Source organism: Actinokineospora sp. NPDC051303 (assembly GCF_055586285.1).
Map to the genome: position 1 here is coordinate 20,523 of NZ_JBVJIN010000038.1, position 15,884 is coordinate 36,406.

15 protein-coding genes are annotated in these 15,884 nt (G+C 72.7%); 5 read left to right on the plus strand and 10 right to left on the minus strand.

Annotation, left to right across the window (positions count from 1 at the left end):
• Positions 1-4 precede the first annotated feature (4 nt).
• A complete protein-coding gene (locus ACZ6SD_RS24595) occupies positions 5-1,006 on the minus strand; it encodes a hypothetical protein (protein WP_465319338.1) in 1,002 nt (333 codons plus the stop codon).
• Positions 1,007-1,316: 310 nt separating this feature from the next.
• Between ACZ6SD_RS24595 and leuC the strand changes: the two genes are divergently transcribed.
• From leuC to ACZ6SD_RS24610, 3 genes are read left to right on the plus strand one after another with little or no spacing between them, the layout of a single operon-like run.
• Positions 1,317-2,729: a 3-isopropylmalate dehydratase large subunit gene (leuC, locus tag ACZ6SD_RS24600; RefSeq protein WP_465319339.1), complete on the plus strand. Its 1,413-nt coding sequence runs from the start codon at positions 1,317-1,319 to the stop codon at positions 2,727-2,729.
• Between the two features lie 11 nt (positions 2,730-2,740).
• On the plus strand, positions 2,741-3,358 hold the full coding sequence (leuD, locus tag ACZ6SD_RS24605; protein WP_465319340.1) for a 3-isopropylmalate dehydratase small subunit: 618 nt from the start codon (positions 2,741-2,743) through the stop codon (positions 3,356-3,358).
• Positions 3,355-4,221 (plus strand): LysR family transcriptional regulator, encoded by an 867-nt coding sequence (locus ACZ6SD_RS24610; protein WP_465319341.1) that lies wholly within the window; start codon positions 3,355-3,357, stop codon positions 4,219-4,221. The genes leuD and ACZ6SD_RS24610 overlap by 4 nt, the downstream gene beginning before the upstream one ends.
• A gap of 33 nt (positions 4,222-4,254) precedes the next feature.
• Here the strand turns inward: ACZ6SD_RS24610 and ACZ6SD_RS24615 are convergent, their stop codons facing one another.
• Both ACZ6SD_RS24615 and ACZ6SD_RS24620 read right to left on the minus strand, forming a co-directional pair.
• Positions 4,255-4,641 carry a cupin domain-containing protein gene (locus tag ACZ6SD_RS24615; protein ID WP_465319342.1) on the minus strand — a complete coding sequence of 129 codons (387 nt, stop codon included), beginning with the start codon at positions 4,639-4,641 and terminating at the stop codon, positions 4,255-4,257.
• Positions 4,642-4,691: 50 nt separating this feature from the next.
• Positions 4,692-6,605, minus strand: coding sequence for an FAD/NAD(P)-binding protein (locus ACZ6SD_RS24620; protein WP_465319343.1), 1,914 nt, complete (start codon positions 6,603-6,605; stop codon positions 4,692-4,694).
• Between the two features lie 210 nt (positions 6,606-6,815).
• On the opposite strand from ACZ6SD_RS24620, the gene ACZ6SD_RS24625 reads away from it, so the two are divergent.
• Positions 6,816-7,400, plus strand: coding sequence for a cysteine hydrolase family protein (locus ACZ6SD_RS24625; protein ID WP_465319344.1), 585 nt, complete (start codon positions 6,816-6,818; stop codon positions 7,398-7,400).
• Between the two features lie 9 nt (positions 7,401-7,409).
• Here ACZ6SD_RS24625 and ACZ6SD_RS24630 read toward each other — a convergent pair whose 3' ends face one another.
• The 7 genes from ACZ6SD_RS24630 to ACZ6SD_RS24660 all read right to left on the minus strand — a co-directional run bounded on the left by ACZ6SD_RS24630 (position 7,410) and on the right by ACZ6SD_RS24660 (position 15,028).
• Positions 7,410-8,444 (minus strand): DNA topoisomerase IB, encoded by a 1,035-nt coding sequence (locus ACZ6SD_RS24630; RefSeq protein WP_465319345.1) that lies wholly within the window; start codon positions 8,442-8,444, stop codon positions 7,410-7,412.
• A gap of 83 nt (positions 8,445-8,527) precedes the next feature.
• Positions 8,528-9,352 (minus strand): hypothetical protein, encoded by an 825-nt coding sequence (locus ACZ6SD_RS24635; RefSeq protein ID WP_465319346.1) that lies wholly within the window; start codon positions 9,350-9,352, stop codon positions 8,528-8,530.
• Positions 9,353-9,431: 79 nt separating this feature from the next.
• Complete coding sequence (locus ACZ6SD_RS24640) at positions 9,432-11,615, minus strand: acyl-CoA dehydrogenase (RefSeq protein WP_465319348.1); 2,184 nt, start codon at positions 11,613-11,615, stop codon at positions 9,432-9,434.
• Entirely contained in the window at positions 11,612-12,493 is an 882-nt protein-coding gene (locus ACZ6SD_RS24645; RefSeq protein ID WP_465319349.1) for an SDR family oxidoreductase, read from the minus strand. Before ACZ6SD_RS24645 ends, ACZ6SD_RS24640 begins: the two co-directional genes overlap by 4 nt.
• Before the next feature lie 14 nt (positions 12,494-12,507).
• Positions 12,508-13,377 carry a MaoC/PaaZ C-terminal domain-containing protein gene (locus tag ACZ6SD_RS24650; protein ID WP_465319350.1) on the minus strand — a complete coding sequence of 290 codons (870 nt, stop codon included), beginning with the start codon at positions 13,375-13,377 and terminating at the stop codon, positions 12,508-12,510.
• Positions 13,377-13,808, minus strand: a complete 432-nt coding sequence (locus tag ACZ6SD_RS24655; RefSeq protein ID WP_465319351.1) for a type II toxin-antitoxin system Rv0910 family toxin — start codon at positions 13,806-13,808, stop codon at positions 13,377-13,379. Before ACZ6SD_RS24655 ends, ACZ6SD_RS24650 begins: the two co-directional genes overlap by 1 nt.
• Positions 13,809-13,837: 29 nt before the next feature.
• On the minus strand, positions 13,838-15,028 hold the full coding sequence (locus ACZ6SD_RS24660) for a lipid-transfer protein (protein ID WP_465319352.1): 1,191 nt from the start codon (positions 15,026-15,028) through the stop codon (positions 13,838-13,840).
• A gap of 107 nt (positions 15,029-15,135) precedes the next feature.
• On the opposite strand from ACZ6SD_RS24660, the gene ACZ6SD_RS24665 reads away from it, so the two are divergent.
• Complete coding sequence (locus ACZ6SD_RS24665) at positions 15,136-15,825, plus strand: TetR/AcrR family transcriptional regulator (protein WP_465319353.1); 690 nt, start codon at positions 15,136-15,138, stop codon at positions 15,823-15,825.
• Positions 15,826-15,884 lie beyond the last annotated feature (59 nt).

Sequence of the window (15,884 nt, forward strand, 5' to 3'; positions counted from 1 at the left end):
CCGCTCAGTCGGCCACGCGGCCGCGCACGCCCGCGATCCACTTGTCCGCGTGCCGGTCGGCCGCGGCGTCGTCCCGGAAGGCGTAGGTCTTGAGCAGCCAGCGCCGCTTCGCCTGCGACGGGTCGGTGATGTCGATCTTCTCCCGGCTGTGCAGGCCGTCCTGGTTGGCCAGCAGGAACAGGTCGCGCTCCAGGATGCGGTGGCGCACCTTGGTCGACTTGGCCATCGCGTTCTTCATAGCGATCAGCGCGTCCTTGGCCCGATGCGGCGCGTCCGGGGCCGTCGTCGTGCTGGTGTCGAGGTACCGGAAGCTGTGCTGGTTCTCCAGGATGGGGTGGATCTCGGAGAAGGTCAGGTCGCGGTTCTTGTCCTTGGAGAACACGTCGAACGGGGTGATGAACAGCGGCTCCCGCAGCACCCGCTGCTGCTCCTGGTCGAGGTGGCGCAGCAGTTCGGCGCCGTGGATGAACCCGGTGTAGATCAGCTCGCCCTCCGGGCAGCGCATGCCCAGCAGCGAGATGAAGTCGGCCCGGACCTCGTGCGCGGTGCGGTCGTTGTGGAAGAACAGCTCGCTGTCGCTGTAGCCGGTGAGCATGCCGCTGTACTTGTCGATGGCCACCACGTCGGTGAAGAAGTCGCCGAGGTTGCGGGTGTAGGCCAGCAGCGGAGTGCCGACCAGGCGGTTGACTAGTTCCAGCAGCGCCTCGGCGACGAAGGTCCGCTTGAGCGCGTGCTTGCGGCCGACCGGGTCGGTGTTGCCCAGTTCCGGCAGTTCGCGGTCGATCGGGCAGTTGCGCAGCACGTGGGCGTCGTTCCCGGCCAGGCGCTCGGCGCGGACGCGCTCGCAGACCTCGACGAAGAACCGCGGCACCTCGCCGCGGTCCACCAGGTCGCCGACGGCCTGGGAGAACGCCTCGTAGTCGTCGTAGGGGTGCTTGTCCACCCCGCCGAGCACGTCGTAGAGCTCGTCGTGCTCAGCGGCGCTGAGCTGGTAGATCGGCTTCATCGTTTTCCTCCCCAGAAACAGATAGCGGCAAACAGACTACGGCCGAACAAAAAGTGACACATCGGGAAACAATGACACGGAACCCGTGGCCATCGGTGTCGCCGCCTATTTTTCCGAGCCCGGGCCGCCGAATTCATCGGCCGATGGTTGAAAGAATTCGCGCGCACCGCCCGCCCGGTCACCCGCCTCGTTCCCGAGGTGGACGGAAGTGGAGGACGGCGGACCTTTCTGGGCCTAAAGTGTATTGCCCGGCGTAGTCGAGCACCGGTTTACTACGCATGTCCTTTTCCGACAGAACAGGGGGACCGGCGTGGCCGAGAAAATCGGGCGCACCATGGCGGGAAAGATCTGGGACGAGCACGTCGTGCGCCGTGACGAGTCCGGCGAGGACCTGCTCTACGTCGACTTGCACATGCTGCACGAGGTGAACACCCCGCAGGCCTTCGACGGGCTGCGGGCGGCGGGCAGGCGGGTGCGCAGGCCCGACCTCACCGTCGGCACGGAAGACCACAACACGCCGACCATCGCGGTGGACCGCGTCATCAGCGACCCCGACGCGCGGGAGCAGGCGCGGCTGATGCGGGCCAACTGCGCCGAGTTCGGCATCCCGCTGCACCGGCTGGGCGACCCGCGGCAGGGCATCGTGCACGTGATCGGCCCGGAGCTGGGGCTGAGCAGGCCGGGCATGACGATCGTCTGCTGCGACTCGCACACCACCACCCAGGGCGCGTTCGGGGCCCTGGCCTTCGGCATCGGGACCAGCCAGGTCGAGCACGTCCTGGCCACCCAGACCCTGCTGCTGCGCAGGCCCCGGGACATGGCCGTGACGGTCCGGGGCGGGCTGGCCGCCGGGGTCACGGCCAAGGACCTGGTGCTGGCCGTGATCGCCCGGATCGGCACGGCGGGCGCGCAGGGGCACATCGTGGAGTACCGGGGCGACGCCGTCGCGGCGCTGTCGATGGAGGGCCGGATGACGCTGTGCAACATGACCGTCGAGGCGGGCTCCCGCGCGGGCATGGTCGCGCCGGACGAGCGGACCGTGCGATACCTGCGCGACAAGCCGGGCATGCCGACCGGCGCGGCCTGGGACGCCGAGGTCGAGCACTGGCTGGGGCTGCGCACCGACCCCGACGCGGAGTTCGACCGCGAGGTCGTCCTCGACGCCACCGCCCTGGCGCCGCACGTGTCCTGGGGCACCAACCCCGCCCAGAGCATCCCGATCGACGCCCGGGTGCCGGGGCCGGATGCCTTCGCCGACCCCGCCGAGCGCACCGCCGCCGAGCACGCGCTGCGCTACATGGGGCTGCGACCGGGCACCGCGCTGCGCGACGTCGCGGTGGACGTGGTCTTCATCGGCTCGTGCACCAACGGCCGGATCGAGGACCTGCGCGCCGCCGCCGAGGTGCTGCGCGGGCGGCGGGTCGCCGACGGGGTGCGCATGATCGTGGTGCCCGGCTCGGCCGCGGTGCGCAGGCAGGCCTGCGCCGAGGGGCTCGACGCGGTGTTCGCCGCGGCCGGGGCCGACTTCCGGGCCGCGGCGGGCTGCTCGATGTGCGCCGCGCTCAACGAGGACCGGCTGGCCCCTGGCCAGCGCGCCGCCTCCACCAACAACCGCAACTTCGAGGGCAGGCAGGGCAAGGGCTCCCGCACCCACATCGTGTCCCCGCCGGTCGCCGCCGCCACCGCGGTGGCGGGCAGGCTCGCCGCCCCCGCCGACCTGTAGAGGAGCACCTGATGCGCGCTTTCACCGTGCACACCGGAACCGCGGCGCCGCTGCGGCGCAGCGACGTCGACACCGACCAGATCATCCCGGTGCGGTTCCTGACCCGCTCGCGGCGCACCGGCCACGCCGACGCGCTGTTCGCCGACTGGCGGCTCGACCCGGACTTCGTGCTCAACCGGCCCGAGCACGCCGGGGCGACGATCCTGGTCGCGGGCAACGAGTTCGGCACCGGCTCCTCCCGCGAGTACGCGGTGTGGGCGCTGCTCGACTACGGCTTCCGCGCCGTGATCGCCCCGAGGTTCGGCGACATCTTCCGGGAGAACTCGCTGCTCAACGGGCTGCTCACCGTCGCGGTGGACGAGTCGGTGGTGCGGCGGCTGTGGGCGGCCGTCGAAGCCGACCCGGCCACGCCGGTCACCGTCGACCTGGTGGCGAAGACGATCCGGTGCGCGACCCTGACGCAGCCATTCGACCTCGACGAGCAGGTCCGCGCCCGGCTGATCGCCGGGCTCGACCCGATCGCGGCGACCCTGCGGCACGCCGGGGCCATCACCGACTACGAGGTCCGCCGCAGGCCGAGCCTGCCCAGGACCACCGCCACGGTGGAGCCACAGCGGGGGGCGCGGTGAGACTCAACCAGCTCACAGCCCTGGTGGCGGTGGCCGACACGGGCAGTTTCACCAAGGCGGCCAAGGCGCTGGGGGTCAGCCAGTCCGCGGTGAGCCACGCGATCGCGGGCCTGGAGGCCACCCTCGGGCGGGTGCTGGTCGACCGGGACCGCGCCGGGGCGCGGCTCACCGACGTCGGCCGGGACGTGATCCGCGACGCCCGCGCGGTGCTCGACCACGTCGGGCGGATGCGCGCGGTCGCCGAGGCCGAGCCGAGCGCGCCGGTGCGCTTCGCCACCAGCCAGAGCTTCGCCAACCGGCTGCTGCCTGCGCTGCTCGACCGCTACCGGGAGGTCTTCGCCGGTGGGCGGGTCGACCTGCGCGAGGGCACCGACCAGCAGATCGAGGGCTGGCTGCGCGGGCACGCGGTGGACGCGGGCGTGGTCACCCTGCCCAAGCCGGGGATCGAGACCATTCCACTGTGGACCGACGAGTTCCACGCGCTGGTCCCGGCCGCGCACCCCGCAGCCCGCGGCCCGGTGTTCGCGCTGGAGCGGTTCGCGGGCGAGCCGGTGCTCATGCCGGTCGGCCGGGTGGAGCCGATCCTGCGCGCCGCGCTGGCTGGCCGGGGGGTCGAGTTGGCCGTCGCGCACCGGATCCGGGACCTGTCCGCGCTGCTGGCGATGGTCACGGCCGGTCTGGGGCTCACCGTGCTGCCCGCGTTCGCGCTGCCGCAGGCGCACCCCGGGCTGCGGGCGCTGCCGCTGGCGCCGAGGGTGACCCGCAGCGTCGGCCTCGGCCTGCGGCCCGGGGCGCACGCGGTGGCCTCGGTCGCGGCGTTCGCCCGGGTGGCCGGGGAACTGACCGCCCGCCCGGCCGCGTGAGGGACGCCGCCCCGACCCGGCGCGGCCCGGCGGTCAGCCGAGCGGCCGGGTCGGGGCGGCCCGCACCCCGAGGACGGTGCATCCGGCCGGGCTCGTGACCCGGTGCACGCTGCCTGGCTCCTCGATCACCAGGTCGCCGACGGTGTAGCGGTCGCCGTTGTCGTTGACCAGCTCACCGTCGAGCACGAACATCAGCTCGTGGCCGAGATGCTCGTGCAGGTCACCGTGCGCGCCGGGGTTGAGCCGGGTGAGGAACGCCGCAGCTGGCGCGGCGTCGCTGCCGGTGAACAGCGGCAGGATGTCCACTCCGGACCGTCCCGGCTCGGTCCAGCCGACCCAGTCGAGGGCGTCGCGGTTCGCCGCGGCGAGCAGGCCGCGGAACACCCGGACGGCGCGGGTCGATTCGGTCACGTCGGTCACTGCTGTTCCTCTCGTGGTCGCTCCGGCGGGCCGGGTCGCCCGCCCTCGGGTCAGCCCACCGCGGCGGCGCGCAGGTCGCGCCGGGGCGGCGCGGTGGTCAGCGGCGTCAGCGCGTCGCAGGCGATCGCGTCGGCGTCGCGGGTGAACTCGTTCCACGGCCCGGGCCTGCCGCTGCCGACGAAGGTGAACCACCGGGTGTGCTCGGTGGGCACGCCGAGCGCGTACATGCCGGGGACGGGCCTGCCGTGCCGGTCGACCGGGTGGAACGGGCTGCGGGTCACCGACACCCCGCCGGTGTGGAAGGCGTCCAGGCCGTCGCCGTTGACGAAGCCGGTCCACAGCCCGCGCCGGACCAGCGCCTGGGTCAGCGGCGAGCGGTCAAGGAAGATGCTCGGGGTGGGCACCCTGGCGTCGATCAGCGAGCTCACCGCCGTCGCCGATCCGGCCACCCGGGGCGAGCGCAGCACGAACGCGCCCAGGTCCCGGTCGATCTCGAAGCAGGTGTCCGGCCCGACGACGCGCAGCAGCCCCGCCGCGCGCAGCGCCATCGCCTGGCGCACCCGCACCCGCGGCGGCCCGGCCGCCAGCAGCGCGCTGCGCGGGGCGAACCAGCGCAGGAAGGCGTCGCGGTGCGAGGCCGGGGTGAGCCCGCCGAAGTCGGCGATGAGCCGGATCACCCACCGGGTGTCCCGCATGACGTCGAGGGCCGCCTTGACCGGGTCGGCGTAGTTGCCGCGCTCGGCGCGGCGCAGGTCCTCGGCCAGGTGCGCGTTGAGCGCGGCGTCGAACTCGGCTGGCGAGCCGAACGAGCGCCCGGCGAACGGGCGGGCGAGCCGCTCGAAGTCCAGCGGCGGCAACTCGGTCACCCGGTGGGCCAGGGCGATCTCGCGCACCGGCGGCACACCGGCCTCGGCGGCGGCGACCACGTCGGCGGTGAACGCGTCGGCCGCCGCCTCGCCCGCCCGCTCGCGCAGCGCGGTCCGGTAGTACACCAGCTCGACCTCGGCGAGCACCCACGGCCAGACGTCGGTCCCGAAGTCGATCTCGCCGATGACCTTGTCCCGGCACACGCGCTCCGGGGTGAACAGGGCCGGTTTGAACGCCAGCGTGGCGGGCTTCTGGTTGCGCCCGCGCGCGGGCAGCGGGACGCCGCTGCGCGAACCGGCGACCACGACCGGCTCCCGGCCGCTCGGCGCGTAGTCGAGCCCGCCCCGCCCGTCCTCGACAAACCGGCCGCCCCGGCCGACGCTCAGCGCGAGCATCACGTCGTAGAACGACAGGCCCAGGCCGAGCACGCCGACGGCGGAGCCAGCGGGAATGGCGTCGAGGTCCATGTCCGCGGCCGAGTCGGCGGGGAAGAACCGCACGTCGGGCCGCTCGGCGGCGAACCGGGCGAACTCGGCGAACGTCCCGGTCTGCCGGTTGGTCGCGTGGCCGGTCGTCAGCACGACGCGGTGCGCGAGCACCTGCTCGCCGGTGGACAGCGCCAGCCGGTAGCCCGCGTGGACCTGCGCGATGTCGGTCACCGCCGCGGTCACCCTGCGCAGCCGCGCCGCCGGGGGCAGCGTCCGCTCGATGGTGTCGAGGACATAGCGCATGTACCGGCCGTGCCGGGCGCGCGGCGCGTAGCCGTCCTTGCCGGGAAAGCCGGGGTCGGTGGCGGCCCACCACTGCGCGAGGGACGGCCCGGCGCCGGGCCTGCTGGGGCCGTCGTCCGGCGGGCCGGAGAACATCGTGACCTCGCCGCAGACGGTGTTCATCAGGAACCACTCCGGCTGGTCCGAGCGCCAGACTCGGCCGCAGCCCACCTCGACGGCGTCGATGACCACCAACTCCACCGCGGTTTCCGGCGGGTCCGCGAGCAGCCGGGCGGCCAGGCGCTCCAGCACGCCGAGCCCGCGCGGCCCGCTGCCGACCACGGCGATCCGCAGCGGCTCGCCCTGGTTCTCGGGAGTCTCCCCCATCGAATTGGTCCCTCCGGCCGAATAGCGTGCCAACACCGCAGGACGCTAACCGGAGAACCGGGTCCACAGAACGGGAAAACCCTCATCCCGACCATCTGACTCAGTCATGGAAATTAGGCCGAATGGCAAATCGAACGCCTGCCGAGTCGCTTTATCGTCGGGCTGTCGGCCATTCAGAGCCAGGAGCCCCATTCAGAGTCGGGAGCCGAAATGTCCGCTTCACCCGTCCTGTTGGTCCTCGACCTCCTCAACGACATCGCCCACCCGGACGGCCATTACGCCAAACACGGCTACGCCGAGCAGATCGCCACCCGCGGTGTGCTCGGCCGGGCGGCGACCGCGATCAGCCGCTGCCGGGCCGCGGGCGTCCCGGTGGTGCACGTGCGGGTCGGATTCTCCGCGGAGTTCGCCGAGTGGCCCGCGGAGTCGCCGGTGTTCGCCGAGGCCAGGCAGGCGAACGCGCTGGTCCTGGACACCTGGGCCACGGCGTTCCACGACGAGGTCGAGCCTGCCAAGGGGGAGGCGGTGGTGGTCAAGCACCGGATCAGCCCGTTCTACGGCACCGACCTCGACCTGCGGCTGCGGGTGCTGGGCGCGGACACGCTGGTGCTCGCCGGGGTGTCCACCGACCTGGTGGTCCTCGCCGCGGCCAGGGACGGCCACGACCGCGACTACCGGGTGCGGGTCCTCGCCGACGCCACCGCCGCGGCGACGGCCGACCAGCACGAGGCCGCCCTGGCGCTGATCAGCCGCACCGGCTCGGTCACCACGGTCGATGAGGTCTTCCCGGCCTGACCGGTCGGGCTACTCGCGCAGCAGCCGGAGGACGGCGCGTTCCAGCGACTCGCGGACCCCCTCGGCGGTCAGGTCCGCCGACCCGATCCGGCGCAGCGCCGCCTCGATGGTCCTGCCGTCGCGGAACGCCTCGGCGACCCGGGGGTCCACATAGGACTGGCGGGCGACGGTGGGGGTGTTGCCGAGCTGTTCGGCGACCGCCCGCATGACCTCGGATTCGGCGCGCTTGGCCGCGGTCTTGGAGCGGGGAGCCGACCGGGCGCCGAACTCGGCGGCGGCGAGCACCGTGGCGGTCCAGGTCCGCATGTCCTTCACCGTGAACCGGTCGCCTGCCAACTCCTTGAAGCGCTCGTTCACCTCAGCCGCCCGCAGTTGCCGCACCGCGTCACCCGCGGCGTCCTCGGAAACCTTGCCGTTCACCCGGTAGACGAACAGCCGCTCGTCGTCGGACCGACCTCGGCGCAGCGCGGCGATCAGGCGGGCCAGCTCGGGATCGCGGATCGCGGCGACGCGCTCGACGCCGCTCTTGGCCGGGAACCGGAACCGCAGCTCCCCCGCCCGCATGGTCACATGCCCGCGCAGCAGCGTGGACACGCCCCGGGAGTCGTTCTCCTCCGCGTACTCCTCGCCGCCGACGCGGAAAACGCCGCGGTCGAGGATGCGCAGCGCGCCCGCGAGGACGCGTTCCCGGGGCAGGCCGGGGCGGACCAGGTCGGCGTGGATGCGCTCGCGGACGCGGGGCAAGCGGCGGGCCAGGGCGAGCACCCGCTCGTGCTTCTCCTCGTCGCGCTCCTTGCGCCACTGCTCGTGGTAGAGGTACTGCTTGCGACCGGCGTCGTCGGAGCCGACCGCCTGGATGTGGCCGTTGGGGTGCGGGCAGATCCACACGTCGCGCCACGCGGGCGGAATCGCCAGGGCCCGGACGCGGTCGAGCACCTCCGGGTCGGTGACCCGGGCGCCGTGCTCGTCGACATAGCCGAAACCCCGGCCGCGGCGCACTCGCCTGATCCCGGGACCCGCGCAGTCGCTGCGCCGCAGCCGCATCCACCCTCCCTCGCGTCCACGGCGACATTCCCCGGGTCGCGGAAGGACAAACCAGCGCCACTCCGCCTGCTCGACCAGCCCGACTAGCTCCGCTGGGACAGCACCCAGCGGGCATGGCAGTTGCGCCAGCCGATGTTGCGGTGCACGCCGGGGTGCACCAACGGAATCCACCGGATCTCCCGGCCGCCGAGCGGAACGGCGCGGCTGACCCCGTAGTCGCCGGTGAGGCGGAAGGGCACCCGATCGGTTCCGGTGAGCGCGGCGAAGACGTCGGCGGCTTCCTTGCCCAGGGTCACCACCGTCGGCGCGTCGGAGTCGCGGAACTGGCGCAGCAGTTCGGCGCCTTCGGTCTGCACGGCGATGCGCACCAGGTCGCGCTTGTCGGGGCGTCTGCGTAAGACCGACGCGGGAAGCCCGGCGGCGACGGCGAACTCGTCGTACTCGCGCATGGCGCGGTCCTGGCGCTCCCCCGGCTTGACGAAGTACGTGGGCAGACAGTCGGTGAAGTAGGCCGACCGGGGGTCCAGGCCCAGTGGTTCGAGCACGTCGGTGACCACCAGCCTGCCGGAGCCGTCGTTGGCGCCCGCGGGGCTGATCGCGCCCCACTCCGGCCGCCAGCCCACCTGCCGCCGCCACCACTCGACGCGCTCGGCCTGGTTGTGGCCGGTCCAGAAGACAGTCGGCTCGTCGTCCACGGCCAGCGCGGCGATCGGCGGGCCGCCGGGCCGGGCCCAGCGCACGTGCAGCGCGCTGGGATAGACGCCCAGGACCAAAACCGCGGCGCTGTCGGTCTCCGGAAGCCGGGGCAGGCGCCGGGTGGCGGGCCGCCCGAACGGATACGTCCCGACGACGGGAGTGGACGACTCGGGGTCGACGGGACGCCCTTCATCGATACAGAGATCGGTCACGGGAAGAGTATCGCCTGACCGAGGCGATCTGTGACACCGATCGCACCCGAATGGGGCAACGGGTGCGATCGGTGTCCACTCAGGCCGCGTCCCTCGGCAGACCCAGCATCCGCTCGCCGATGACGTTGAGCTGAACCTCGGTGGTGCCGCCGTAGATGGTCATCGCGCGGCACGCGATCACCTGGTCCATCCACTTGTCGCTGGGCTCACCCGCGACCGAGACCACGCCCGCGGTCCCGAGTTCGCCGACGCAGAACTCGGCGATCCGCTGGCCGAACCGCATGGACAGCAGTTTTCCGACACTGGCCGCCGTGTCGTCGTCCGCGCCGGAAAGCTGCCGCAGGACGCCGCGCGCGCCGATGAGGTCGATCGCCTGGTTCTCGCAGACGAACCCGCCGACCTCGCGGCGCGCCACCGGGTCGAGCGCGCGGCCCGCCGCGAACCGGAGCAGGTCCGCCAGCGTCGGGTACGAGGCATTCCCCCGACCGAGCGCCACGCGTTCACTCGACAGTGTCGCTCGGGCGACCGCCCAGCCCTGCCCGACCTCGCCGACCACGCAGTCGTCCGGGACGAACACGCCGTCGAGGAAGACCTCGTTGAACAGCGCCGACCCGGTCGCCTCGCGCAGCGGGCGCACGGTCACCCCGGGACTGGACATGTCCAGGATGAAGTAGGTGATGCCCTCGTGCTTGGGCCCGGAGGCGTCGGTGCGGGCCAGCAGCATGGCCCAGTCGGAGAACTGGGCGACGGTGGTCCACACCTTCTGCCCGGTGACCTTCCAGCCGCCCTCGACCCGCTCGGCGCGGGTGGTCAGCGACGCGAGGTCCGAACCGGCGCCGGGCTCGGAGAACAGCTGGCACCACACCACCTGCCCGCGCAGGGTCGGCACGACCACGCGCCGCTTCTGCTCCTCGGTGCCGTAGGCGACGATCGCGGGCACGGCCCAGCCGCCCATCAGCAGCTCCGGCAGCGCGATGCCCGCCCGCCGGATCTCCTCGGCGATCACCACCTGCTCGACCGGTCCGGCGGCGCGGCCGTAGGGGCGCGGCAGGTGCGGCTGCACCCAGCCCTCGTCGCCCAGGCGCACCAGCTGGTCTTCCTCGGGCAGGTCGGCCAGGGCGGCGAGTTCGGCGCGCACCCGGGCGCGGATCTCCACGCTGTCGTCCGGCAGGTCGATCTCCGCCGCGCGGGACACCCCGGCGAGCGCCCGCTCGGCCACCCGGTCGGTCCACTGTCCGGACGGGCCGAGCAACCCGCGCAGGGTCAGCGCGCGCCGGTAGTACAGGTGCGCGTCGTGCTCCCAGGTGAAGCCGATGCCGCCGAGGACCTGGATCGCGTCGGCCGCGCACCGCACGCCCGCGTCCGGGGCGACCACGGCCGCCACCGCCGCGGCGAACTCCGCGGTGTCCTCGCCCGCGTCGAGCGCCTTGGCCGCGTCCCACACGACCGCGCGGGCGCGCTCCAGCTCGACGGCCATGCCCGCGCACTTGTGCTTGACGCCCTGGAACTGCCCGATGGGCCTGCCGAACTGCACGCGCACGGCGGCGTACTCGGCCGCGGTGGCCACGCACCACGCCGCGACGCCGACCGCCTCGGCGCCGAGCACGACCGCGGCCAGCGCGCGGGCGCGGGAGTCGGCGAGCCCGTCGAGCACCCGGTCCGCCGGGACCTCGACGCCCTCGACCGCGACCAGCGCGGAGCGCCGGGCGACATCCAGACTGTCCTCTTCGGACACCGTGACCTCGTCGGCGCGCAGCAGCACCCACCGGATCGCGCCGTCGACGTCCACCGGCAGCAGGAAAACATCGGCGACCACACCGCCGAGAACCCCGACCGCCTTGCCGGACAACGACAATCCGTCCTCGGTGCGCGAACCGTCCACACCGGACGCCAGGCCGACCGCGCCGACCGTGGTCCCGTCGACCAGGCCGGGAACCAGTTCACCGGTGGCCTTGGCGTCGGCGGCGACCAGCAGCGCCGCGGCGAGCGCGCTGCTGGTGAACGGGCCCGGCGCGACCGCCCGGCCCCACTGCTCCAGCGCCACCGCGAGCTCGACCAGCCCGGCGCCCTGCCCGCCCAGCGCCTCGGGCACGTGCAGCCCCAGCAGGCCCTGCTCGGCGAGCGCCGACCAGTAGCCGGGAAGGGTCTCGGCGCGGGCGTCGACCGCGCCGCGCAGCACCGCCGGGGTGACGTGCCGGTCGGCGAAGGCGCGCACCGAGTCGGCGAGCGCGGCGTGCTCCGCTGTCAGTCCGATGCCGCTCATCGCACCCACTCCGCGAGCCGGGCCTCGATGTCGTCGGAGGTCCACGGGCCGTCGCCCTCGATGGTCCGCGTGCCGTGCCAGCCGGACAGCTCGGACACCGCGCCGCCCTGCACCGCGAACACCTTGCCGGTGAACGGGCACTTCTCGCGGGCGAGATAGGCGACCAGCGGGGAGATGTTGGCCGGGCTGAACGGGTCGAACTCGCCTTCGGGGATCTCGGCGGCGAACAGCGCGCCCATACCCGGGGTGGCCAGGGTGAGCCGGGTCCTGGCGATCGGGGCGATGGCGTTGACCCGCACCCCGTAGCGCTCCAGCTCGTCGGCGGCGACCAGGGTCAGCGCGGCGATGCCCGCCTTGGCCGCGCCGTAGTTGGCCTGGCCCGCGTTCGGCATGAACGTGCCGGACGCCGAGGCGGTGTTGACCACCGAGGCGGCGACCGGCTCGCCCGCCTTGGCGCGGTCCTTCCAGTAGGCGGCGGCGTGCCGCAGCGGCGCGAAGTGCCCCTTGAGGTGCACCGCGATCACCGCGTCCCACTGCTGCTCGGTCATACCCGCGATGAACGCGTCGCGCAGGATGCCCGCGTTGTTGACCAGCACGTCGAGTCCGCCGAACGCCTCGATCGCCTGGCGCACCAGGGCTTCCGCGCCCGCCCAGTCGGCGACATTGTCGGTGTTCGCCACCGCCGAACCGCCCGCGGCGCGGATCTCCTCGACCACCTCCTGCGCCGGTCCGGCGTCGGAGCCGGTGCCGTCGTTGCCGCCGCCGAGGTCGTTGACGACCACCGCGGCGCCCTCGCGGGCGAACAGCAGCGCGTGCTCGCGGCCGATGCCCCGGCCCGCGCCGGTGACGATCGCGACGCGCCCGTCCAGTGCTCCCATGGAGCCCGTCCTCTCTAGCTGTCGCGGAGCACGGCGCGGCCGTCTTTGACGACGACCGCCCCCGCTTCCGCTTGACTGTCCACAGTGGTCTCATAGGCGAACTCCGGGCCGTCGGCCCAGATCCGCGTGGTGATGTCCTGGCCGGGCAGGACCGGCTTGGCGAAGCGCACCGCGAGCCGGGCCAGCCGCTCGACGCGCCCGTCGGCCAGCTCGGTGAGCACCGCCCACGAGGTGAACGCCATGGTGCACAGGCCGTGCGCGATGATCCCGGGCAGGCCGACCATCTTGGCGAGCTCGTCGTCCAAGTGGATCGGCATCGGGTCGCCGGAGGCCGGGGCGTAGCGGAAGGTCTGGTCGTCGTCCACGTGCGCGGTGACCTCGGCGGCCGGGGCCCGCTCCCGCAGCGCGTCGGGGAAGGCGTGGCCCGGGGCCCGCTCCCCCACCGTGACACCCGCGTCCACTTTGCGGAAGAACGCGGTCATCCACTGCTCGTTGACCAGTTCCCCAGCGTCGGTGCGGGTTTCAGCGCGCACGACGACCGCCGTGCCGTTGGGCTTGCCCGCCACCCCCACCGGCCGGGCCCGCGACACCAGCACGTCGCCGGGCCGGATCGGCCGGTGGAAGTGGAAGTCCTGCTCGCCGTGGACCAGCTTCGCCAGCAGTTCCACCGGCGCGACCGACAGCGCGGCCGGCGCCAGCGACCCGAACACCGGGACCACCGCGAACACCGGCGGGGCGACCTCGCCCGACCGGTGCCGCGCGATGGGGTCGTTGGTGGCCTCGGCGTAGGCGGCGATCCGCTCGGCGGTGACCTCGAAAGTGTCCGGGTCGGTCCACTGCCCGAGCGCGGCGGTGTCGAACTCGGCGGTGTCGAACTCGGTCATCAGGCCACAAGCTCGGCGAAGCGCGCCAGCGACTTCTCCAGCTCGCCCCGGGTGTTCTTGCCGATCGCCGCGCCGATCGGGCCGACGATCATCTGCCCGGTGAACTCGGCGTCGATCTCGGCGACCGACCCGGCGCCCTGCGGGGTGACCGACAGGGTGAAGGAGACCTTCACCCCGGCCATGCCGGTGCCGCTGATCCGCAGCGACTTCGGCGGCGCGTACTCCTCGACGGTCCACTCGATCTTGTTGGCCATGCCCATGACCGCGACGACCTCGGTCATGGTGGTGCCCACGGTGATCTCGGCGGGAAGCTGGCCGCGCCAGCCCTGGTGGATGGTCAGCCACTCCTCGAAGCGGGCCGGGTCGGCCAGGGTCGCCCAGGTCTTCTCCGGGTCGGCGGGCAGGGTCGCGGACACACTGATCTTGGTCATGCGGGTTTTTCCTCTCTGGTGAACGGATTTCAGCGGTTGGCGGGCCGGTAGGCGGTGACGACGACCGCCCCGCCGAGGCCGATGTTGTGCTGGAGGGCCACACTCGCCCCGGGAACCTGGCGGGCGGCCGCGGTTCCGCGCAGCTGCCAGGTCAGCTCGGCGCACTGGGCCAGGCCGGTGGCGCCGAGCGGGTGGCCCTTGGAGATCAGGCCGCCGGAGGGGTTGACCACCCACTGGCCGCCGTAGGTGGTCTCGCCCGCGTCGATGAGTTTTCCGCCCTCGCCCTCCGCGCAGAGGCCGAGCGCCTCGTAGGTGAGCAACTCGTTGGCGGAGAAGCAGTCGTGCAGTTCGATGACGTCCACATCGGACGCCGTGATGCCCGCTTGGGCGTAGACCTTGGCCGCGGCGGTGCGGGTCATGTCCGCGCCGACGAGGCTGATCGCGCTGCGGTCGGCGAAGGTGCTCGGCAGGTCGGTGACCATGGCCTGGCCGACGATCTCGACCGCGCGGTCGGCCAGGCCATGGCGCTCCACAAAGGACTCGCTCACGATGATCGCGGCGCCGGAGCCGTCCGAGGTCGGCGAGCACTGCAACTTCGTCAGCGGGCCGTAGACCTGCCGGGACTCCAGGATCTCGGCGAGGGTGTAGACGTCTTGGAACTGGGCGTAGGGGTTGTTCGCCGAGTGCCGGTGGTTCTTCTCGCCGATCTTGGCGAACTGCTCGGCGGTGGTGCCATAGCGCTGCATGTGCTCGACTCCGGCCGCGCCGAACATGTACGGGGCGGGCGGCATCGCGAACTCGTGCAACTCGGCCAGCGCGAGCAGGTGGCGCATGAGCGGCTGCTCGCGGTCGTCAAAGGTCGAACCGAGCGAGCCAGGCTGCATCTTCTCGAAGCCCAGCGCCAGCGCGCAGTCGACTTGGCCGCTGCGCACCGCCTGGGTGGCCAGGTAAAGCGCGGTGGAACCGGTGGAGCAGTTGTTGTTGACGTTGACGATCGGGATGCCGGTGAGCCCGAGTTCGTAGACCGCGCGCTGCCCCGCGGTGGACTCGCCGTAGACGTAGCCGACGTAGGCGGCCTCGACCTGGGCGTAGTCCACGCCCGCGTCGGCCAGCGCAGCGGTGCCCGACTCGCGGGCCATGTCCGGGTAGTCCCAGTCCCGCCCGCCGGGCTTCTCGAACTTCGTCATCCCGACGCCGACCACGTACACCCTGCCGCCCATCGGCGTCTCCTTCACACCTCGTCCGTCGCGTTGCGTGTGACAGTGTGTCTCACATAAGTGTCTGAGACAAGATGTCACATATACTTCTTTCCCGCTACGCTTGCCAGATGCTGGACGCCGCCGAGACCGCCGCCGACGGCCGCGCGACGCGCTGGGACGCGCACAAGGCCCAGCGGCGGCTGGAAGTGCTCGACGCCGCCGTGGAGCTGATCGAGGCGGAGGGCCCGGCGATCGGCGTCAAGCAGATCGCCGAGCGGGTCGGCCTGCCGCGCCCGGTGGTCTACCGGCACTTCCGCGACCGCGACGACCTCGACGAGCAGATCCGCGCCCGGGTGATCGAGAAGCTGATGCGCGACCTGGCGCCGTCGTTGAGCCCTGAGGGCACGGTCGGCGCTGCCGTCGACCGCGCCGTGCGCACCTACCTTGGCTGGATCGAGGCCCACCCCAAGCTGCACCACTTTCTGGGAACCGGGGCGAAGGCGGAGCGGGCGGGCGGCGGCTCGAAGATCGTCTCCAGCACCAAGACCGCGATCGCGGTGCGGGTCAGCGGCCTGTTCGGGCTCGCGCTCTCCCGGATCGACACCGACCCGGCACTGGCCGAGCCGCTGGCCTTCGGCTTGGTGGGCCTGGTGGACGCCACGGTCAACCGGTGGCTCACCGACCCGAACCGCAGGCAGACCCCGGCGGCGCTGGCCGACTTTCTCACGTCCTCGATCCTGCACCTGATCATCGGCCACCTCGCCGACCTAGGCGTCGAGGTCACCCCCGACATGCCAGTCGCGGACCTGCTCGGCTGATCAGCCCCACCCCGATCCGACCATCGGTCCATCCCACTTACATACAGACATGTATGTAT